A 20,374-nucleotide genomic window follows, 5' to 3' on the forward strand; every position below is an offset into this window, starting at 1 on the left:
ACCATGTCCGTGGCAACGCAGCTGAGGAGACTGGCCGTGCTCACGTCGGCGGCCGCCGTCGCGCTGACCGGGGTCGTCGTGACACCCGCGTCGGCCGAGGTCATCCCGATCCCGGTGTCCTACCAGGTCACCGGCTCCACCACGGTGAAGAAGACCGGCAGCGCCATGAAGCTCGGCCCCGGCACGCTGAAGGGCAACCTGCTCATCGACGACCAGACCGGCTCGGTCGGGCTCAGCGCCGACCTCTCCTTGCCGCCGTCGCAGGCCGACATCTCCCTGCTGGCGGGCATCTTCCGGATCAAGGCCAAGGTCAAGGTGACCCCGCTCGGCCCGGCCACCGGCACCATCGCCGACGGCGACCTGACCACGCACGCGACCGCCACCATGGAGATCTATGACATCTGGGCCGGCCCGATCGTGCCGATCTTCCCGCTGCCCACCGTGCCGGGCAGCTGCAAGACGAAGACCCCGCTCGACCTGACGCTGTCCGCGCACGACATCGACATCACCGCGCCGGCCATCACCGTGACCGGCACCTACACCATCCCCGAGTTCACCAACTGCTTCGTCGCCGACATCGCCCTCGGCGCCCTGGTTTCCGGGCCGGGCAACACGATTTCGCTCGACCTGGCCAGCGACGCCTGACCGTTCGCGGGTGGCGGGCCCCCGGTCCGCCACCCGCCCGGCTCAGCACGGCGCGTTCGGGTCTTCCTTCAGCACGAAGCTGTCGTTGTCCCCGGCCGAGACGGCGAACACCGGCCCGCACGTGATCGGCGTCGACTCGCCGACGATGTTCGAACCCCAGACCACGATGTCCCCGTTGGCCTTGTAGGCCAGGTTGTGGTTGAACCCGGCGTCGATGCCGACGACGTCCGACAGCGCTTCCGGCGGGACGTCGGCCTGCAGGTAGTTGTTCCGGCCCCACGCGTAGACGCGGCCGCCCTTCAGCGCCAGGCTGTGCTGGAACCCGGCGGACACCGCCGTCACGCCCGAGGAAAGCCCGGCGGGCACCGTGGTCTGGCCGTAGGTGTTGCTGCCCCACGCCAGCACGCCGCCGTTCTTGAGCGCCAGGTTGTGGTCGCCGCCCGCGGAAATCGCCGTCACGCCGGACTGCGCGGCGGCGGGCACGTCGGTGCGCGAGCCCCAGCTCACCACCTGGCCGCCCTGTTTCAGCGCCAGGCTGTGCATGTTGGCCGCCGAGATCGCGATGACGCCGCTGGCCACCGACGCCGGTAGCGTGGTCTGGCCGTACCAGTTGTTGCCCCAGGCCAGGACCTTGCCGTTCTTGAGCGCCAGCTCGTGCCCCCAGCCGGACGCGATCTGACTGACCCCGGACGTCGCCGCGGCCGGGATTTCGTTGGCGCCCCAGTTGTTCGCGCCCCACGCGAGCACCGCGCCGCCCTTCAGCGCCAGCGCGGTCGTGCTGCCCGCGGACACGGCGGTGACGCCGGTCAGCGCCTCGGGCGGCGGGATCGTGACGTTGTAGTCCGGCTTGCCCCAGGCGACGACGCCGCCGGCCGTGGCCGCCGACGCCGGCGGGGCAAGAGCCGCGACCGCGGTCAGCGCGAATGCGGCACACGCGAATGACACTCGTCCACGACGTGCAGAACCGGGCACGGTAGCCTCATTTCTCCGGATTCGTTATCGGTGATTGCCCCCGCAAGATCACAAATGGTAGACGGTGATCGCCGCTTCCGCCGTTCTTTGTCACGATCCGCCAAATCCGGCGACGGCCCTGCGCGAATCCGGACAAGAACGTTCGCGGCCTCACCCGGGCGGGACCGGAAGCCTTGTTCCGTACTGAACTGGCGAGTAGCCTCGATTTCGGCAGATGGACCTCCACCTCGCACGTCGGTGAATCGCGTCCCGCCGCTCGGGGCAATGGGGCCAGGCGAACGCGATGGGGGATCAACGGCGGCGAGAAATCGATCAGCCAAAGCCGAGACTGAACTGAATCAAAGGAGATGACAGGTATGTCCCGACTCAGCAGGCTGTCCGCCGGTATCGCCACCACCGCCACCGCGATCGGCGCCATCGCGGTGCTCACCGCGGGCACCGCGGCCGCCGCCACCGTCACCTACTCCGCCGGCGGGACCGCCGGGATCACCTACAACTGCACCTTCCCCGGCATCTCGCCGCAGCCGGTCGCGATCACCGCGCACCTGGACGCGCCGGACGTCGTCGCGGCGGGCTCCACCGTCACCCCGGCCAACGTGGGCGGCACGGCGTCGATCACCGCCGCCGTGCACTCGCTGCTGACCGCGGTCGGCTACGACGGCATCCGGGGTGTGGCGACCGTGCCGGTCACGGCGTCCGCGGGCACGCTGTCGCAGCCGGCGGCCACCGGGCTGAACATCCCGGAGGTGATCTACCCGCCGACCGGGCCGATCACGGTGAACATCTCGCAGGTCGCGACGTCCAGCGTCCCGGACTGGACCGCGCCGGCCACCGCGGGCTCGGCCACGCTGTCGCTGACGAGCTCGCTGTCGGCGAACCTGGAGTTCCACAAGAAGTCCACCGGCGTCTGGGCGCCGTGGACGATGAACTGCACCCTCAAGGTGACCAGCCCGGCGCAGAACACCGCGTTCAGCCCGAGCATCACCGTTTCCTGACCGGGATTCCCGGTGCGGGTGCCTCCGGGCCCGCACCGGGATCCCCCGTCCCGCTTCCGCACGCACCCCAGGGAACCCGATGCCCCGTCGAGTCCGGCCCCGCTCCGTCACGGTGACCGCGCTGGCGGCCGCCGGCCTCCTGTCCGCGGCGAATGGCGCGCTGACCGGCGTCGGTTCGGCCGCGCCGGCCCCCGCGGTCCCGCCGGACACGAAGGCGGCGGCGTCGGTCTCGGTGACCTGCCCCTTCGCCGATCCGCTCGGCCCGCGGCAGCTGACCGTCGAGACGTCGGCGACGCTGCCCGCCCAGGCGAAAACCGGGGCCGCGGCGACGATCCGCGAGTTCTCCGCGAAGCTGACACTCCCCCGCGACGTCGCGCTTTCCCTGGTTCCCGACGGCGGGTCGCTCCAAGGCGGCGTGAAGACGGCCATCGCCGTGCACCAGAGCGACCGCGCGGACACGGTCCCGGTCGCGCTGACGGTGGCGCCCACGGCGCTGCCGGAGACCGGCGACGTCACCCTCACCGCGACCGGCGCGGTGCCGGACATCGCGATCAACACCGTCGGCCCGGTCACCCTCGATGTCACCGCCCCGGCGCTCACGCTCGCGGCGGTCCCCGCACCCGACGCGGCGGAAACCCCGGCGGCGCCGCCGATCGCGTGCACCCTCGACGCCGGTCAGCCGGCCACGCTGGGCAAGATCCTGGTCCTGCCCAAGACCGTGCCGGGCAAGGAAGCGAAGCCGAAGCCGGGCCCGGGCGGGGTGACCGCGCAGGAGGCGCTGGCCGACCCGCTCGAACTGCCGCCGACGCCGCTGGGCCTGGTCAGCGTCCTGACGAAGTCGACCGTGGCCAAGCTGGGCGCCGAGGTCGTCAGCGACCCCGCGTTCCTGATCAACGGGCTGTTCATCCTGACGGTCGACTCGGAGACGTTCGAGATCATCGACCGCCGCGTGACCGGGTCGACGCTGTTCAAGCCGGCGACCACGACGTTCCTCGGGTTCGGGTTCGTGCCGGTGACCGCGACGGTCGAGTTCCTGCCCCTCGACTACCGCGACAGCAAGGTCATCGAGATCAGCGGCTCGCTGTACGACACGCCCGAAGGCGAGACGTACCTGCGCACGAGCTTGACGGTGATGGCCCGGCTGAGCGACGCGAAGGTCAACGGCGTCCCGCTCGACCTCGGCCCCGACTGCGTGACGGCGAAGCCGGTGTCCCTCGAGCTGAGCGGCCCGTACGACCCGTTCAGCGTCGGGCACATCCGCACCGACCCGGAGAAGGGCTTCGAGCTGCCCGCGTTCCGCGGGTGCGGCGCCGGGGGCCAGCGGCTGAGCCCGCTGCTGACCGGCATGGGCTCGGGCGGCGGCAACCAGGCGTTCGTCGACACCTACAACCTGGTGCCGTGCACCGAACCGGACCACACGCAGTGCCCGCCGGGCTCCGACCCGCCGGTGCCAGGCTCGGCGGCCGCCGCGGCGAAGAAGGCGGTCAAGAAACCGAACTGAGGGGGAGCACGACGAAGGTGCGAGCGGCCGTCGCGGCGGCCCTGCGGTACTCGGGTACCGGTGCACGTTTCCGGGGATCCCGGCGCTGATGGCTCGCTGACCTTCCCCGAGACGGCGGCGGTTCCAGCCGGACGTGCCGATCGACGGCGTCCCGACCTAGCTGGGCGTCCACTGTGGACGCGAACCACCCGACCGCGGCGAGGGCAGCAGCTCGCTCACCGGGTACCGCAACGGCAACGGAGCCGCCCCCGCGCGCAGTGCCAGCTCCATCTCGAAGCGCGCCGCCGGGTCGCGGAGGCTCTCGCCGAAGGTCGCCTGCAGCTGGCGCATGCGGTACCGGACCGTCTGCGGGTGGACGCCCAGGCGCTCCGCGATCTCCACCACGTTGCCCTGGCTGTCCAGCCACGCCCGCAGCGTCTCCAGCAGCCGTTCCTGCTGCTTGCCCGTCATGTCGGCCAGCGGCGCGAACAACCGGTGCCGCAGCGTGCCGACCAGGCCCGTGTCCGAGTTGACCAGCAGTGTCGCCAGGTGCTCCTCGGCCCGCAGCACCGGCCGCGGCGTCAGCACCCCGCGCTCGGCCAGCTGCAGCGCGTTCCGGGCCCAGCGCAGCGAATCCGCCACCGAAGCCAGCGGGACGCACGGGCCGATCGACAACCGGCAGTCCGGCAGCGCCACCTGCAGCGTCGCCAAGCGGGCGCCGCCGAGCTCGCCGGGGACCACCAGTTTCGGGTCGGGCGTGTCCAGCTCGGCGAGGATGTCGGCGTCGAGACCCGCGTGGCGGCGGGCCGGGGCGACACCGTCGGCCGGGCAGACCGCCACCGGGGTCGCCTCCGTCGGCACCGGCCAGCCGATCAGCTGGGCCAGCTCCGCGATCGCCTTGGGCGACGCCGGCGGCGTCTCGAGGATCAGGTGCAGCAGCTTGCGGCGCCACGTGTCGAGCGCTCCCGCCGTGCGCGCCTTCGCCTCCAGGTACCCGTCGAGCGCGACCGAGGCGAGCTCGTCCATGAACGCCAGCATCGCGTCGGCCAGCTGGGACATCACCGCCGACGAGAGCCCGCTTCTCCGCCCCACGCGCATGATCCGCCGCCACGAGACGCGCGCGCCCACGCGGTACGCCGACTGCAGCGTGTCGAGGCTGCGGCCTTCGCGCATTTCGTTCTGCCCCAGGCGGTGGTGCACCTCGTGGGACTGCTCCTTCGACACCGTCGGGTCGGCGATCTGCGCGACGAACAGCGTGATCGCGTACTCGACGCCGGCCCGGATCGACTTGCCGTACGGCCCGTCGAGCGGACGCGCGTAGGCCGGGATGGTCGCGCGGATCTCGTCGACGATCTCGGCCGCGAGGCTGGCCAGTTCGGGGCGCAGGATGTCGGCGAGCTTGCGGGGCAGGGCGGCGGGCGGGGCGGCGTGTTCGAATCCGCGCTCCACCGACATCGCAGCTCCTTCGCTCCGCCCCGGGACCCCGGCACCGCACAGCGACCGGGCACCCCGCACCTGAAGCGGGGTGACAACGGACACATCGAAAAAGTAGCCCCGAACGTGTCACCCCTTCGAAGGGAAACCGATTTCTTGTCAGGTTTGTGACAAGTTCACCAGGCCGGGCTGCGCTTGGCTGACAAGTACCCCGCCGTTTGCCCGTGCACATGCGTACGAAGGGACGAAGGCTTCAACGAGCCTCCCGCGCGGCGGTTACCGGTATTCGCTTGTATCATGTGCTTGATACAAGCGAGGAGGTCCGGCATGGCATGGGACAACGTGCTCGGGGTGGCGCTCCTGACGGGGCTGATCGGCTTGGCGATCCTGATCGTGCTCTGGCCGGGCGCGAAACACGGTAAGCGCTTGCTCGAACGCTGGGGCGTGCCTGATCCGGACGACGCCGAGATCGCGCTCGCCGTCCACTACCTCAAGCGGCGACGGCTCTGGTACCCGTGGCTGTTCCTGGCGATCCCGCCGGCGCTGGGCGACACGACCGCGGGCACGATCGTCACGACGGTGCTGCTCGGCGGCCTGATCGCCGAACTGCTGGCGCAACGGCCGTCCCGCGGCCCGCGCCGCGAAGCCGTCCTCACCCGCCGGACGCTGCTCGACCTCGTTCCGGCCTGGGCGCTGGTGCTGAGCGGGCTGGCCGTCGCCGGTTCGCTGGTGAGCCTCGCCTTGACCGGCCGCTGGACGCTGCTGGCCGTGTCGGCGGGCGCCGCCGTCGTTTCGTGGGCGATCGCGCTGCTGGCGCTGCGGCGCCCGGCGGTCGGCGAGCCGCGTGCGGACCTGGCGTTGCGCCGCCGCAGTGCGCGGGTGGCGATCGGGCTGGGCATCGCGACCTGCGCCGCGATCGGCGGGCCGGTGCAGAACCTCGGCTCGTTCCTGGCCGTGGCGGCCGGGGTGGCGGCGTTCCTGGCGGTCGTCGCCCCGATCCGGCGGCAACCGGCGTCGGCGTGAAGATCGTCGTCGACACCGAAAACGGCGTCGCGCCCTGGCGGCAGGTGCACGACCAGATCGTCCGCGCGGCGACGGCGGGCGCTCTGCCCGAGGGGACGCGGCTGCCGCCGATCCGCCAGCTGGCGCGCGACCTCGGGCTGGCGTCGGGCACGGTGGCGCGGGCGTACCGCGAGCTGGAGGCGGCGGGCTGGGTGGCGACGGCCCGCGCCCGCGGCACGGTCGTCACGATCCCGCCGACCCGCCCGGACCCGACGGCCGTGCTCCGCTCCGCCGCGACGTCCTACGCGACCCAGGCCCGCGACCTCGGCACCGACCTGGACACGGCCCTGGAGGCGGTCCGCGCGGCCTGGTCGTGAGTGTTCAGGGCGGTTCTAATACTCCAGCTGTAGTTCGTGATCGGGTGCTGGGTTTTCGTGTCGTCGCTGGTAGTGGCTTTGCCGGGCGTGATGTTGGTGTCGTCGGCGCCAGGTGGACCAGGCCAGGATGTCGGCGACGCGGCGGGCTGGCTTGAGGATGAGCTGGGCGTAGAGGTGCCTGATCTCGTTGCGTGTCAACGGGATCAGGCCCTCATGCGGTTTTGTGTGGCGGGCATGGGCGGCGGCGATGGCGAGGAAGGCGTGGGCCAGCATGACCAGCGTGGTCCAGCGATACCAGGAGGTCCAGGTGCGGACCTGGTGCTCGTCCAGGCCGGTGAGTTCTTTGCCGGTCTGGAAGGTTTCCTCGATCGTCCAGCGACGCCCGGCAACGCGGGCGAGCTTGGCCAGCGAGACGCGGCGGGGGCTGTAACAGCGGTAGAACGCAGTCTCCCCGGTGCGCCGGTTGCGGCGCATCAGGATCCAGTGATAACCGGTGGTGCCCGCGGGGTGCAGCCGGATGCGGGCCCACAGGTAGTAGCGCCGGCCTTTCGCGCCCGCTCCGGCGGAGAGCTTCTGCCAGGCCCGTTTCGGCAGCGCGGCCGCCCGCTCATCAGCTCGCACGCTCTGCCTGCCGGGCCCGGGAATGCGATGGTCGCAGGCCACGGCCAGCACATAGGCCTGTCCGCGTTGTTCGAGCGGATCACGCAGGCCGGCAGCGTCTTTGCCGTAAGCCTCGTCCCCGGTCACCCACCCCACCCGCACGCCCGCGTCCAGCGCCCGGGTGATCATGGCCAACGCGAGCCGGGATTTCGTGGTGAACCGGGTCCCGGCGGGCACTCCGGCCCGGTCCCGGCGCCGGGGGTCCTCGGCCCAGCTTTCAGGCAGGTAGAGCTGCACGGTCGATGAACGTATGCCCGGCCGGGGTGGAATACGTCAGGAACACCGACATCTGCGAGTTCTCGATCCGGCCCGCCGTGCCCGTATACTGCCGCTGGACTCCGACCGACTCGGTGCCCTTCTTCAGGTCGCCGGTCTCGTCGATGACCAGCATCGCATCCTGATCACCCAGCTGCTCGACCACGACCTCGCGCAGGTCGTCACGAACCCCGTCCACGTCCCAGCTCGCGCGCGAGAGCAGGTTCTGCATCCCATGCGGGGTCGTGTCCCCGACAGCCTCGGCGATGGTCCAGCAGTTCACCCGAACCAGCCCGGCCAGCAGCCCCTGCACGAACCGCCCCGCGCGGCGACGCGACTCCACCCGCGCGAACCGGTGCCCCACCCGCACGAACATCTCACCCAGCAGCGACTGCCACCCCGCAGGGTCTACGCTGGCAGCCGCGGCCACCACATGATCTTGAGTTGTCTTCACAAACACCATGATCACGTGGTGGCCGCACCCATCTCACCGGCCCCCTCCAGCAAGATCACGAACTACAGCTGGAGTATTAGAACCGCCCTAAACACTCACGAGAAGGTGACCCAGCGCGGACAGGACCGGCTCCAGCACCTCGACCTCGCGGGGCGTGCCCACGCACTCCGTGATGCCCGCGCCGACGACCTCGAACCGCGCCAGGGCCGCCAGTTCCGAGACCAGCCGGTCGATCGTCCAGCCGCCGGGTTCCGGGTAGTTGAGCCCGGCGAACTCCGACGGGTCCAGCACGTCGAGGTCCACGTGCACGTACAGCCTTTCCACGCCGGTCAACGCCTCCACCGACTCGACGGCCAGCCCGCGGGCGACCGCCGCCCGCTCCTCCGGGTCGAACACCCGCGTCCCGAGCAAAGCCACGCTGCCGGGCGTCAACGCCGGATCGGCCGCGAACTCCGGGTCGCCCTCGCCGAACAGGGACCGCAGCACCATCCCGTGGAACGCCCCCGACGGCGACGTTTCGGCGGTGTTCAGGTCCGCGTGGGCGTCGAACCACGCGACGCCCAGCCCGGGCCCGTACCGGAACCGCGCGACGCCGATCGGGACCAGCTCGACGCCGCAGTCGCCGCCGATCGTCAGCACCGGCCCGCCAGGTGCCTCCAACGCCGCCAGCTGCGCCGCCCGGTTCGGGCCCGTCAGCACCGCGCGCGAAAACACCCCACGGTCCACTTCGGACACCGCGCGGGTCTGGCGGACGTGGTGCACGGGGCGGCCGAGCACGTGCCCGGCCAGCTCGGACAGGGCCACACAGCCGTCGGGCAGGTCGGCCGCGCGCGGTCCGGCCGCGCCCTGCCGCTGCGGTACCGCGTTGATCAGCATCCGCCGAGGGTATCGCCGCCGCCCGGCCGGTCGTGAGTGTTTAGGGCGGTTAGAACCGCCCTGAACACTCACGACCGGTTACTCCAGGACCAGCAGGAGGTCGCCGCCTTCGACCTGCTGGACGGAGTTGATCGCCAGCCTGCCGACGTTGCCGCCGGCGGACGCGGTGATCGACGCCTCCATCTTCATCGCCTCGATCGTCGCGACCGTGGCACCGGCCTCGACCGTGTCGCCCTCGGCGACCTGCAGGGTGACCACGCCCGCGAACGGCGCCGCGACCTGCTTCGGGTTGCCCTTCTCGGCCTTTTCGGTCGCCGGGATGTCCGACGCGATCGACTTGTCGCGGACCTGGATCGGCCGCAGCTGGCCGTTCAGCGTCGACATCACCGTGCGGACGCCGCGTTCGTCGGCCTCGCCGATGGCCTCCAGCTCGATGAGCAGCCGCACACCCGGCTCGAGGTCGACCGAGTACTCCTCGCCCGGCCGCAGCCCGTAGAAGAAGTCCTTGCTGGGTAGCACGGACGTGTCGCCGAAGGCCTCGCGGTGCGCCTCGAACTCCTTCGTCGGGCCGGGGAACAGCAGCCGGTTGAGCGTCCGGCGCGGTTCCGCGGCCAGCGCGGCACGGTCCTCTTCGGACAGTTCGACGACCGGCTTCGCCGCCGCGCGGCCTTCGAGGGCCTTGGTGCGGAACGGCTCCGGCCAGCCGCCGGGCGGGTCGCCCAGCTCGCCGCGCAGGAAGCCGATCACCGAGTCGGGGATGTCGAACTTGTTCGGCTCCGCCTCGAAGTCCTCCGGCGAGACGCCCGCGCCGACGAGGTGCAGCGCGAGGTCGCCGACGACCTTGGACGACGGCGTCACCTTCACCAGGTGGCCGAGGATCTTGTCGGCCGCCGCGTACATCGCTTCGATGTCCTCGAACCGGTCGCCCAGGCCCAGCGCGATGGCTTGCGTGCGCAGGTTCGACAGCTGCCCGCCGGGGATTTCGTGGTGGTAGACGCGCCCGGTCGGCGACGCCAGTCCCGCCTCGAACGGCGCGTAGATCTTGCGCACGCTCTCCCAGTACGGCTCCAGGTCACCGATCGCCTGCAGGTCGAGCCCCGTGGTGCGGGCGGAGTGGTCGGTGGCCGCCACGATCGACGACAGCGACGGCTGCGACGTCGTGCCCGCCATCGACGACACCGCGCCGTCGACCGCGTCCGCGCCCGCGTTGATCGCCGCGAGGTAGGTGGCCAGCTGGCCGCCCGCGGTGTCGTGGGTGTGGATGTGCACCGGCAGGTCGAACTCCTTGCGCAGCGCGGTGACCAGCTTGGTCGCCGCGGGCGCGCGCAGCAGCCCGGCCATGTCCTTGATCGCCAGGACGTGCGCCCCGGCACCGACGATCTGCTCGGCCAGCTTGAGGTAGTAGTCGAGCGTGTAGAGCTTCTCGCCCGGGTCCGACAGGTCCGAGGTGTAGCAGAGCGCCACCTCGGCGACGGCGGAGCCGGTCTCGCGCACGGCTTCGATGGCCGGGCGCATCTGCTCGACGTCGTTGAGCGCGTCGAAGATCCGGAAGATGTCGATGCCGGTCTTCGTGGCCTCCTGGACGAACGCGTGCGTCACCTCGGTCGGGTACGGCGTGTACCCGACGGTGTTGCGCCCGCGCAGCAGCATCTGCAGGCAGATGTTCGGCACGGCCTCACGCAGCGCGGCGAGGCGCTCCCACGGGTCCTCGGCGAGGAACCGCAGCGCGACGTCGTAGGTCGCGCCGCCCCAGCATTCGAGGGAAAGCAGCTCGGGCAGCGTGTTCGCGACGACCGGCGCCACCGCGAGGAGGTCCTTCGTGCGCACGCGCGTGGCGAGCAGCGACTGGTGCGCGTCGCGGAACGTCGTGTCCGTGACGCCGATGTGCGGCGACTTCCGCAGCCACTCCGCGAACCCGGCCGGGCCCAGCTCGACGAGCTTCTGCTTCGACCCCGGCGCGGGCTGCGCGTCCTTGGCCAGCTTCGGCAGCTTGAGCGTGGCGTCCGGGGTCTTCGGGCGCTCGCCGTGCGGCTTGTTGACCGTCTGGTCGGCGAGATAGGTCAGCAGCCGCGTACCGCGGTCGGCGGACTGCCGCGCGGTGAGCAGCTGCGGGCGCTCCTCGATGAACGACGTCGTGACGCGCCCGGCGCGGAAGTCCTCGTCGTCGAGGACGGCCTGCAGGAACGGGATGTTCGTGGCGACACCGCGGATCCGGAACTCGGCGACGGCGCGGCGCGCGCGGCCGACGGCGGTCTTGAAGTCGCGGCCGCGGCAGGTGAGCTTCACCAGCAGCGAGTCGAAGTGGGCGCTGATCTCGGTGCCGGAGAAGGCGGTGCCGCCGTCGAGCCGGATGCCCGAGCCGCCCGGCGAGCGGTAGGCGGAGATCATCCCGGTGTCCGGGCGGAAGCCGTTGGCGGGGTCTTCGGTGGTGATGCGGCACTGCAGCGCGGCGCCGCGCAGGTAGACCTTGTCCTGGCTCAGGCCGAGGTCGGCCAGGGTCTCGCCGGAGGCGATCCGCAGCTGCGACTGCACGAGGTCGACGTCGGTGACCTCTTCGGTGACCGTGTGCTCGACCTGGATGCGCGGGTTCATCTCGATGAAGACGTGGTTGCCGCGCTTGTCGAGCAGGAACTCGACGGTGCCGGCGTTGCGGTAGCCGATCTGCCGGGCGAACTTGACCGCGTCGGCGCAGATGCGGTCGCGCAGCTCGGGGTCGAGGTTCGGCGCCGGGGCCAGCTCGACGACCTTCTGGTGGCGCCGCTGCACCGAGCAGTCGCGCTCGAAGAGGTGGATGACGTTGCCCTCACCGTCGGCGAGGATCTGCACCTCGATGTGCCGCGGCTCGACGACGGCCTTCTCGAGGAAGACGGTCGGGTCGCCGAAGGCGGACTCGGCCTCGCGCGCCGCGGCCTCGATGGACTCGCGCAGCTGGGCGGGGTCTTCGACGCGCCGCATGCCGCGCCCGCCACCACCCGCGACGGCCTTGACGAACACCGGGAACCCGAGGTCCTCGGCGGCCGCGACGAGCGCGTCGACGTCGCTGGACGGCTCGGACGACCCGAGCACCGGCACCCCGGCCTCGCGCGCGGCCTTGACCGCGCGGGCCTTGTTACCGGTGAGTTCGAGGATCTCGGCGCTCGGCCCGACGAAGGTGATCCCCGCTTCTTCGCACGCGCGCGCGAGGTCGGGGTTCTCCGAGAGGAAGCCGTAGCCGGGGTAGACGGCGTCGGCCCCCGCCTTCTTCGCGGCGGCGACGATCTCGTCGACCGAGAGGTAGGCGCGCACGGGATGACCGGGTTCGCCGATCTCGTACGCCTCGTCGGCCTTCAGCCGGTGCAGGGAGTTGCGGTCTTCGTGCGGAAACACGGCGACGGTCCCCGCGCCCAGTTCGTAGCCGGCGCGGAACGCTCGGATCGCGATCTCCCCGCGGTTGGCCACCAGCACCTTGCGGAACATGCCCGGTCCTTCCCGTATGGATCGGTAAGTCAACGCACGTTACCCGGTTCTTCCCGCTCTGCGGGAGTTCCGTCCCGAGTGATGGACATCATGCGTCGCGGAAGGTTCGCCGGAGTGCCGTCGGGGCAGCCTGTCAGGATCCGGGCGGCGCGTAAAGGAGCCGGTTGGCGGTGCCCTCCGGAACGCCCTTGAGCGCGTCCGTCGTGGCCGCCTGGACCAGGGCTTCGTCGACCTGAGCAGGGGTTGCTTCGGGGTGCTGAGCCCGGTAGAGGGCGGCCACCCCGGCCGCGAACGCCGCCGCCATGGACGTGCCCGACTCCGGGCCCGCGCCGGTGCCGCCCGCGATCGGGCCGGGGACGTCGACGCCGGGGGCGTAGAGGTCGACGTCCTGGCCGAAGTTCGACGCCTTGTCCGGCTGGTCCTGGGCGTCGGTCGCCCCGACGGTGAGGGCCTCGGCGACCCGCCCCGGCGAGAACCCGCTGGCATCGGCCGTCTCGCTGCCCGCCGGGACGGCGATGGGGACGACGGCCGCGAGCCGCTTGACGGCGGCGTCGAGCTGGTCGTTCGGGACGCCACCGATGCCGAGCACGGCGACGGCGGGCTGCTGGGCGTTCTGCGCGACCCAGTCGATCCCGGCGATGATCTGGTCGGTGGCGCCACCGCCGTCCTTGTCGAGCACGCGCACCGGAACGATCTGCGCGCCCTTCGCGACGCCGTAGTCCTTGCCGGCGGCGATCCCGGCGAGGCGGGTGCCGTGGCCGTTGGTGTCGGAGGTGTCGGAGCCGCCGTTGAGGAAGTCCCGCCCGGGCGCGACGCGGCCTTGGAAGTCGGGGTGCTTGGCGTCGACACCGCTGTCGATGACGTAGACGGTGACGCCCGAGGCGTCGGTGGCGTAGTGGTAGGCGTGGTCGAGCCCGGCGCGCTGGTCGATCCGGTCGAGACCCCAGCTGGGCGGGGCGGGCTGCACGCTACCGGCCGCCGTCTGCCCGGCGAGCACGGCCGCCGCCGCCACTGCTGTCAGCGTGTTCATGATCGCCGTGGTACCCCGGCGGTGAGCGGACGACAACTCAGGGTTGTCGCCCGTTCGGCTGATTCCGCCGGAGCCGCACGGCCAGGACGACGGTGTCGACGGCCAGCAAAGCGAGCCCGGCGACGGCGAACGCCTGCCCGGCGTAGGTGAGCGAGGAGTGCTCGAAGAGGCTGGCGAAGGTGGGCGCGAGCACGCCCGCCAGCCCGATGGTCCCGGTGGCGAGCACGGCGCACCCGGCCACCCGTGGGCGCAGGACGGCCGCGAAGACGGGCAGGGCGACGGCGATGACCGCGCCGAGGAGGAAGTAGGCCGCGGCCCGTCCGGCGTCGCTTTCGTCGTAGGAGACGAGTTCGCCGAGCTGGACGACCCACCCGCCGGCGACGACCACGCCCAGCGCGACGGCCACCCAGGCTTCCCAGCCGGTCACCTTGCCGGCGCCGAGGCCGGAGTTCCGGCGCAGGGCGGCGAACGCGAAGGCGGCGGCGACGACCAAGGCGACGTGGGCGAGGAGCTGGAAGTAGAAGCCCGCGTCGAGGTCGGAGTCGCCGTCTTGGGCGAGGGTGACGACTTCGCCGAGGAAGCGGAGCAGGCCGAAGAGGGCGGCGAAGCCGGTGCCGAGGAGCAGGGCCGGGCCGAGGAGGCGGCGAGTGCTCGGGGCGAGGGTGAGGATCCCGGCGAGGGCGGCGCAGGCCGCGACGAGGATGACGAAGACGGGCATGCCGGGCCGGTAGTCGAAGAGGGTGTATTCGTCGTAGCGGTAGTGCAGGCCCAGGCCGATGACAGCGAAGACGGCCCCGGCGACGGCGATGATCCCGGCGGCCCCGGCGACGGGATCCGCCGGGCCGGTCGCGATCGGGGCGGCTGCCGGTTCGGCCACCACGATCGGCTCGGGGGTCTCATCGACGGCATCCGCCGATTCCGGTATGGCTTCCGCCGCCACCAAGCGCTCCGGCTCCGGCTCCGCACGCTTCTGGGGCGCGGCCTCCACCGCGCCCGGCGCCGGTTCGATGCTCGCCGGTGTGGTGTCGGCCGCCGCCTTCGATTCGGGCGGTGCGACCGGCTCCTCCTCCACCGCCGGGAGCGCCTCGATCTCCACCGCGACCACCGCGTCCCCGGTCGGCCCGGTCACCACGAGCTTCCCCCGCCTCACCCCCGCCTCCCCGGCCGTGACCGAAAGCTCCGCCCCACCGGCCGTCTCCACCGCCCGGATCCACGCGTGCGACGGCTCGAACCGCACCTCGCGCGCCACCGGCGGACCGAGCGTCCGCACCACCGCCGTCGCGACCGAACCCGCCCCGGCCGACAGGCGGACCGTCGTCGCGTCCGTCCGCACCAACGCCGATCCCAACGCCTCCGAGGCCGCCGCCGCGATGTGCTGGATGTCCGTCGATGCCATTCCCCGCAACGCCTCGAACGCCCCCATCGCCACCGCGAGGTTGTCGCTCGACAGCCGTCTGCGCAGCTCCGCCACCGCTCCCAGCCTCGTGAACGGGTTCTCCGCCGCGATCGCCGCCGACAGGTCCGGCGGGATCGGGGACGGCTTGATGCGCCGTCGCCTGCTCTTCGCCAGGTACAGCTCGCCCTGCATCTCGATGTCCCGGCTCGGCGTCTGCTTCGGGTTGCGCTCGCGGACCCGGTCGAACAGGAACTCGTACAGCTCGCCCAGCGCGATCCAGCCGTCCTCGTCGCGGTCCGCCTCGCCCGTTCTCAGCCCCTCCACCAGCGCCGCCGTGAACACCGACGGCTGGGCCGGCTCGTCCGATGCCAAATGCGCGCCCTCGAACGCGTACTCGATCGAGTTCGACGCCGTGATGACCGCCCGGCCGCGGCCGCCGCGGAAGCTGTCCAGCACGTTCGCGTCGCCCGACGCCCGCACCGCCACGCCCTCGCCGAACGCCCCGCCGTAGCAGCAGTCCAGCAGCAGCACGATGCTGCGCGAGCGGCTCTGCCGGATGCACTGCTGCACGAAGTGCGCGGGCACGGCCGTCGACCCGAGCCGGTCGGGACGCGTGTTGCGGGCGGCGAAGAACAGCTGTCCCGTCCCGTCCTTCAAGCCGTGGCAGGAAAAGTGCAGCAGCAGGACGTCGTCGGGGCGGCCCTCGGCGCACAGGTCCTCGACCTCCGCCTGCACGACGTGCGCGGTCTCGTTGCGCACCACCCGGACGTCGAAGTCGCTGATCGCCCGGTCCGAAAGCACCCCCGCCAGGGCGTCGGCGTCCGCCGCGGGGGAGCCCAGCCGCTGCAACCCCGCGTTGTCGTACTCGCCGTTGGCGACGATCAACGCCCGCCTCCGCCCGGCCATACCAGCAGGAGACGCCTCCGCGCCCGCTACGGCAAGCGGCCGAACGGGCGCACCTACTCGGCGGCGGACGCGTAAATGGTTTCCTGCCCGTTCAGGCAGACGACGGCGTCGAACGCGGCGGCGACGTCGACCGGGACCGCCATGTGGGCGTGCCGGATGCTCGACGCCGCCGGGCGCGCGACCACGCACGGCGCCCGGTCCGCCAGCAGTGCCTCGACGCTGCCCTCCGCGGGTTCTTCGAGCTTCTGCTCGAACATGCGGAACCCGAGCCGCCCGGCCTCGTCCGGGACCAGTCCGGTCGTCGTGCCCGACACGGCCGTGAGCGCCAGCGCGAAGTACTTCTCCCCCAGCTCCGCGGCCAGATGCGTGCCCGCCGACGGCGCCGTCATGCCCGGCATCGGCGAGAACGGCACGCGCTGGAGGTGTCCGTTGTGGAGCATCAGGACGATCTTCTCGCCCGGGTGCAGGCGACGCAGCAACCGCACGGTCGCCGCCATGTACGTGTCCCGCGACGAACTCTGCGGCTCGGGCGCGCGGCCCGCCATCAGCGCGTCCAGCTCACGCAGGTAGAGGTCGACGCGCAGGGCGCCCGCCGCGTGGTGCGCGGCGACGTCGCCGTAGCCGAGCGCCTCGACGTGTCCTTTGAGGACGGTCAACGCGGTCGTCGCCGCGTCCCGCGCCTCGACGCTCATCTCCTTGTACCGCGCGGGCGCGACCGCGCTGCTGACCGACGCGTACGGCTCGACCGCCGCCAATGCCGTGTCCACAAGGGACACGTTCGCCGGGTCCACGCGCAGGGCGCACTCCCGCACCGCCTCCAGCGCGGGCACCGGCGATCCCGCCGAGCTCGGCACGTCGAGGCCGTAAAACCGGACGTCGCCGCGCTCGCGCAGCCAGGTCAGCATCCCGCGCACCTCGGCCGAGTCGCCGAGGCCGAACGTGAAGCCGTCGCGGGCCACGTCGGCGACGTCGCCGGGGCCGCCGCGCAGCCACGCGTCGACCCGGTGGCCCTCCGGGAAGCCGCCCTCGAACCCGAGGACGGTGAACCCGCGCTCGGCGACGAGGTGGCGCAGCAGCCGGTCGCGCAGCGCGGAGAACTCGCGGATGTGATGGTTGTTCTCGCCGATCGCGACGACTTCGGCGTCGCCGATCAGCTCGGCGATCTCGGTGACGGCGAGGGTTTCTGCCATACTGGGCACACTAACGCAACAGGAGTAGCAGTTGGCAACCGAGTTTTCCGGGACGAAACGACCGGGCGGCCGCACCGAGCGGACCCGCCTCGCCGCGCTGAACGCCACCCTGGAGCTGCTCGGGGAGCGCGGGTACGCGGAGCTGACCGTCGAGGCGGTCGCCGACCGCTCGGGCGTGCACAAGACGACGCTCTACCGCCGCTGGGAGTCCGCCGAAGGCCTGGTCGCGGCGGCCCTGCTGATGGGCACCGAGCAGGAGTGGACGGCGCCGGACACCGGGTCGCTCGAGGGCGACCTGCGCGAGGTCAACCTGGAGCTGGTGCACTACTTCACCTCGCCGGGCGAGCGCGAGCTGCCGACGGCGTCGATCTCGGCGGCGTTCCTCTCCGCCCGCGCCGCGGACGCCCTGCGCGAGTTCTACGTCGACCGCCACGCCCGGTCGGCGGCGATCGTCGAGCGAGCCGTCGACCGCGGCGAGGTCCCGGCGGGCACGGACAGCGTCGAGGTCGTGCGCGTGGCCTGCGGGCCGATCTTCTACCGCCTGTTCGTCTCCCGCGAAGGCGTCACGCCGCGGGACGCGGGCATCGCCGCCGCGGCGGCCGCGGCGGCCGCCCGAGCCGGGGTGTTCACGGCAACGGACGGCTGAACCGCCGTTCCTCCAGCGTGACGCGCCCGTCGTCGACCGTCTCGGTCTGGGTGACGCCGTCGTCCACCCAGCCCTGCCGGATGTAGAAGGCCTTCGCGCGCTCGTTCGTCGCCAGCACCCACAGGACGGCCCGGTCCCCGGACAGGTCCGCGACGACGCGGTCGTGCAGCGCCCGGCCGAGGCCGCGGCCCCAGTACTCCGGCAGCAGGTAGAGCGCGTAAAGGCGCCCGTCGCCGTACGCGGCGAACCCCGCGATGACGCCGTCTTCCTCGGCGACCAGCACCCGGCCGCCGTCGCCGATGAGCCGAGCCCACGACGCCGCGCGCGACTCCGCGGAGAGCCCAGCGAGGAAGTCGTCCGGGATCAGCCCCGCGTAGGCGGCCCGCCACGATGCCACGTGGACCTCGCCGATCGCGCCGGCGTCGGCGACCGTGGCCGGGCGGATCAACTCTTCTCCAGGTATTCCGCGCGGTCGACGTCGACGACGTCGTCGACCATCTGCGCCAGGCCCCGGTACTTCTTCAGCTCCGGGTCCTTTTCGACGATCTCCTGCGCGCTCTGCCGGGACGCGGCGATGACGTCTTCGTCGCGCAGCAGCGAAAGCAGCTTGAGCGTCGAGCGCTTCCCGGACTGCGCGGCGCCGAGGATGTCACCTTCGCGGCGCAGCTCCAGGTCGAGGCGCGACAGCTCGAAGCCGTCGGTGGTCGACTCGACCGCCGCCAGCCGTTCGCGCGTCGCCGTGCCGTCGAGGGCCTCGGTGACCAGCAGGCACAGCCCCGGCACGCTGCCCCGGCCGACGCGGCCGCGCAGCTGGTGCAGCTGGCTGACGCCGAACCGGTCGGCGTCCATGATCACCATCGCCGTGGCGTTCGGGACGTTGACGCCGACCTCGATCACCGTGGTGGCCACGAGGACGTCGAGGCTCCCCGCCGAGAACGCGCGCATCACGGCGTCCTTGTCGTCGGGCGGCATCCGGCCGTGCAGCACGCCGATCTTCAAGCCCTGCAACGCGCCGTGCTCCAGCTCGGGCGCCACATCCAGAACCGCGAGGGGCGGACGCTTGTCGCTCTTGTCCGACGGCGGCTCGTCGCCGATCCGCGGGCACACGACGTAGGCCTGGTGCCCCTTGCCGACCTCTTCGCGGACGCGCTGCCAGATCCGCTCGAACCACGCGGGTTTCTCCGCGACCGGCACGACCGTCGTCGAGATCGGCGACCGGCCGACCGGCATCTCGCGCAGCGCGGACACTTCGAGGTCGCCGTACACGGTCATCGCGACCGTGCGCGGGATCGGCGTCGCGGTCATGACGAGCACATGCGGGCTGGTGTCGCCGGAGCCGCGGGTGCGCAGCGCGTCCCGCTGCTCGACGCCGAAGCGGTGCTGCTCGTCGACGACGGCGAGGCCGAGGTCGGCGAACTCGACGTGGTCCTGGATCAGCGCGTGCGTGCCGACGACGATGCCCGCCTCGCCGCTGACGATCTCCAGCAGCGACTTCTTGCGTTCCTTCGCGCCCATCGACCCGGTGAGCAGCGTGACCTTCGTGGCGTTCTCCGCCGCGCCCAGCTCGCCCGCCAGGCCGAGGTCGCCGAGCATCTCGCGCAGCGACCGCGCGTGCTGGGCGGCCAGGACCTCGGTCGGCGCGAGCATCGCGGCCTGCCGCCCGTTGTCGACGACCTGCAGCATCGCCCGCAGCGCGACGACCGTCTTGCCCGAGCCCACCTCGCCCTGCAGCAGGCGGTTCATCGGGTGCTCGGAAGCCAGGTCCGAGGCGATCTCGTCGCCGATGCCCCGCTGGCCCGCGGTGAGGTCGAAGGGCAGGCGCTTGTCGAAGGCGTCCACCAGGCCGCCGCTGACGTGCGGGTTCGCCTTGGCCGGGCGCGAGATCGCCGAATACCGCCGCTGCGCGAAGATCAGCTGGACGGCCATGGCCTCGTCCCACTTGAGCCGCTTGCGCGAGGCCTCCAGGTGCGCCCAGTTCTCCGGGCGGTGGATGCCGTGCAGCGCGGTGTCGAGGCCGGACAGCTTGTGCAGCCGCCGCAGCTCGGCGGGCATCGGGTCGTCGTCGACCTCGAGGACGTCGAGGACCTGGCGGACGCACTTGGCGATCGACCACGTCGGCATGCCCTGGGCCGCCGGGTAGACCGGGATGATCGCGGCGAGGAAGTCGTCCATCGCCTCCTCGGCGCGGTCGGCCTCGAACAGCTCGTACTCGGGGTTGGTCAGCTGCAGCGTGTCGCGGAAGGCGGACACCTTGCCCGCGAAGAGGCCGGTCTTCCCGGGGACGAGGTCTTTCTCGCGCCAGGCCTGGTTGAAGAACGCACAGGTCAGCCGTCGTTTTCCGTCGGTGATGACCATGTCGAGGATGGTGCCGTTGCGCGCCTTCATCCGCCGCTTGCTCACCTTTTCGATGCGCGCCAGCACGGTGGCGTGCTCGCCGAGCTCGAGGCCGGCGATGTCGGTGAGCTCGCCGCGCTCGGCGTAGCGGCGCGGGTAGTGGCGCAGGAGGTCGCTGACGGTTTCGATGCCCAGCGACGTGGCGAGCGCCTTCGCCGTCTTGGCCCCCAGCAGCAGCGGCAGCTTGTCGCGCAGTCCGGCCATCT

The 20,374-nt window shown here is 71.9% G+C and carries 15 protein-coding genes and 1 pseudogene; 6 read left to right on the top strand and 10 right to left on the bottom strand.

All coding sequences use genetic code 11. The features are described 5' to 3' along the window. The first annotated feature begins 3 nt into the window (after positions 1-3). Positions 4-645, top strand: coding sequence for a hypothetical protein (locus QP939_RS02020; RefSeq protein ID WP_285454771.1), 642 nt, complete (start codon positions 4-6; stop codon positions 643-645). A gap of 42 nt (positions 646-687) precedes the next feature. Here QP939_RS02020 and QP939_RS02025 read toward each other — a convergent pair whose 3' ends face one another. Beyond that, positions 688-1,590 (bottom strand): RCC1 domain-containing protein, encoded by a 903-nt coding sequence (locus QP939_RS02025; RefSeq protein ID WP_285454772.1) that lies wholly within the window; start codon positions 1,588-1,590, stop codon positions 688-690. A gap of 383 nt (positions 1,591-1,973) precedes the next feature. On the opposite strand from QP939_RS02025, the gene QP939_RS02030 reads away from it, so the two are divergent. After that, positions 1,974-2,612 carry a DUF6801 domain-containing protein gene (locus tag QP939_RS02030; protein WP_285454774.1) on the top strand — a complete coding sequence of 213 codons (639 nt, stop codon included), beginning with the start codon at positions 1,974-1,976 and terminating at the stop codon, positions 2,610-2,612. 79 nt (positions 2,613-2,691) lie between these two features. Then, positions 2,692-4,113: a DUF6801 domain-containing protein gene (locus QP939_RS02035; protein WP_285454775.1), complete on the top strand. Its 1,422-nt coding sequence runs from the start codon at positions 2,692-2,694 to the stop codon at positions 4,111-4,113. Between the two features lie 156 nt (positions 4,114-4,269). Here the strand turns inward: QP939_RS02035 and QP939_RS02040 are convergent, their stop codons facing one another. Next, positions 4,270-5,547, bottom strand: a complete 1,278-nt coding sequence (locus tag QP939_RS02040; protein ID WP_285454777.1) for a PucR family transcriptional regulator — start codon at positions 5,545-5,547, stop codon at positions 4,270-4,272. A 306-nt stretch (positions 5,548-5,853) separates the two neighbouring features. On the opposite strand from QP939_RS02040, the gene QP939_RS02045 reads away from it, so the two are divergent. Then, positions 5,854-6,549 (top strand): hypothetical protein, encoded by a 696-nt coding sequence (locus tag QP939_RS02045; protein ID WP_285454778.1) that lies wholly within the window; start codon positions 5,854-5,856, stop codon positions 6,547-6,549. Continuing rightward, positions 6,546-6,905, top strand: a complete 360-nt coding sequence (locus QP939_RS02050) for a GntR family transcriptional regulator (RefSeq protein WP_285454779.1) — start codon at positions 6,546-6,548, stop codon at positions 6,903-6,905. The genes QP939_RS02045 and QP939_RS02050 overlap by 4 nt, the downstream gene beginning before the upstream one ends. 15 nt (positions 6,906-6,920) lie before the next feature. Here the strand turns inward: QP939_RS02050 and QP939_RS02055 are convergent. The 6 genes and pseudogenes from QP939_RS02055 to QP939_RS02080 all read right to left on the bottom strand — a co-directional run bounded on the left by QP939_RS02055 (position 6,921) and on the right by QP939_RS02080 (position 17,128). After that, a pseudogene (locus QP939_RS02055) lies at positions 6,921-8,196 on the bottom strand (IS701 family transposase). Positions 8,197-8,361: 165 nt separating this feature from the next. Beyond that, entirely contained in the window at positions 8,362-9,150 is a 789-nt protein-coding gene (locus QP939_RS02060; RefSeq protein WP_285454780.1) for an arginase family protein, read from the bottom strand. Positions 9,151-9,228: 78 nt separating this feature from the next. Beyond that, positions 9,229-12,606, bottom strand: a complete 3,378-nt coding sequence (locus QP939_RS02065; protein WP_285454781.1) for a pyruvate carboxylase — start codon at positions 12,604-12,606, stop codon at positions 9,229-9,231. A 133-nt stretch (positions 12,607-12,739) separates the two neighbouring features. After that, entirely contained in the window at positions 12,740-13,636 is an 897-nt protein-coding gene (locus tag QP939_RS02070; protein WP_285454782.1) for a S8 family peptidase, read from the bottom strand. A gap of 37 nt (positions 13,637-13,673) precedes the next feature. Next, positions 13,674-15,938: a caspase family protein gene (locus QP939_RS02075; protein ID WP_285454784.1), complete on the bottom strand. Its 2,265-nt coding sequence runs from the start codon at positions 15,936-15,938 to the stop codon at positions 13,674-13,676. A gap of 53 nt (positions 15,939-15,991) precedes the next feature. Beyond that, positions 15,992-17,128, bottom strand: a complete 1,137-nt coding sequence (locus QP939_RS02080; RefSeq protein ID WP_285454785.1) for an erythromycin esterase family protein — start codon at positions 17,126-17,128, stop codon at positions 15,992-15,994. A 31-nt stretch (positions 17,129-17,159) separates the two neighbouring features. On the opposite strand from QP939_RS02080, the gene QP939_RS02085 reads away from it, so the two are divergent. Beyond that, the gene (locus QP939_RS02085) at positions 17,160-17,774 is read left to right on the top strand and encodes a TetR/AcrR family transcriptional regulator (protein WP_285454786.1); all 615 of its coding nucleotides are present in this window, start codon (positions 17,160-17,162) and stop codon (positions 17,772-17,774) included. On the opposite strand, the gene QP939_RS02090 is transcribed toward QP939_RS02085, so the two are convergent. Both QP939_RS02090 and recG read right to left on the bottom strand, forming a co-directional pair. Further along, entirely contained in the window at positions 17,755-18,222 is a 468-nt protein-coding gene (locus tag QP939_RS02090) for a GNAT family N-acetyltransferase (RefSeq protein ID WP_285454787.1), read from the bottom strand. The genes QP939_RS02085 and QP939_RS02090 overlap by 20 nt on opposite strands. After that, on the bottom strand, positions 18,219-20,372 hold the full coding sequence (gene recG / locus QP939_RS02095; RefSeq protein WP_285454788.1) for an ATP-dependent DNA helicase RecG: 2,154 nt from the start codon (positions 20,370-20,372) through the stop codon (positions 18,219-18,221). The genes QP939_RS02090 and recG overlap by 4 nt, the downstream gene beginning before the upstream one ends. Positions 20,373-20,374: the final 2 nt, after the last annotated feature.

This window comes from Amycolatopsis nalaikhensis, from assembly GCF_030264295.1.
GTDB classification, from domain to species: domain Bacteria; phylum Actinomycetota; class Actinomycetes; order Mycobacteriales; family Pseudonocardiaceae; genus Amycolatopsis; species Amycolatopsis nalaikhensis.